The organism is Roseibium sediminis, assembly GCF_008711325.1.
Classification (GTDB): domain Bacteria; phylum Pseudomonadota; class Alphaproteobacteria; order Rhizobiales; family Stappiaceae; genus Roseibium; species Roseibium sediminis.
In genome coordinates this window covers 1-759 of record NZ_VXDB01000096.1, presented here as the reverse complement: position 1 = coordinate 759, position 759 = coordinate 1, and the positions used below count along the sequence as shown (strand labels likewise).

General features: G+C 61.3%; 1 protein-coding gene. It reads left to right on the top strand.

Annotation, left to right across the window (positions count from 1 at the left end):
• Positions 1–430: 430 nt before the first annotated feature.
• Positions 431–759 (top strand): hypothetical protein (locus F0155_RS23220; RefSeq protein WP_150526936.1); only part of this gene is annotated, 329 nt, incomplete at its 3' end.

Genomic DNA, 759 nt, shown 5'->3' with positions numbered 1-759 from the left:
GTCCGGATCTGACGACTGGCGCGCTCCGGTCGTTTAGGTGGCTGCCTGATCATGTGGCCTGATCATGTGGCCTGACTGGCGGTGTGTCGGTTGGGCAAACTGATCCAACGAGCTTTTGGGGAACCTGGAATTGACGTCTCTTGCCTGTCTCTTCAGATCCCTTGACTGCGGCTCCGGGTGGCACTCTACCCCCGCAGCCTGGAGCCGCCTTTTTATTTGAAGCCTGTCCGGGTGCAGCGCGCAGGCGCTGCCTCCGGACCGGCCATTTGCCGCACCCTTTTTTACGGTGGGCGGTTCTGGAGCGTTTTCAGGCGAAGTGGATACCGGTTCGCCGTCCGGAAACGCGGCAAAGCAAATTATTTTGAGTACGTCGAGCAATTCAGTGAATGCGAGACGTGCTCCACATGACCAACGACCTGGAGGCTGACCGATGGCCGGATATGTCGCAAGCAAGGTGAGAGCGGTAAAGGATCGCCTCCTTGGCCTGTGGCAACACGCGCGCACCAGACGGTCTTCTGCCGGGTTTTCTTCCGCTGACGATGTGTTCCGATCCCCGCATGAGGGAGGCCCAGGCGGCGGCAGTGAAGGGCGTGCTCACAGCGCTCTTCATTTCACTGCGGGCCCCGGCGTTGAGCGGGGGCTGCAACACCTTGTCCTTGGCGGGCGCGATGCTCCCCAAAGGCAAGGCGACAGCTGGCAGGATCACAGCTGGCAGGATCATCGCGCCGAGCTGGAGATCACCGGCTTTCTGGACCGCCT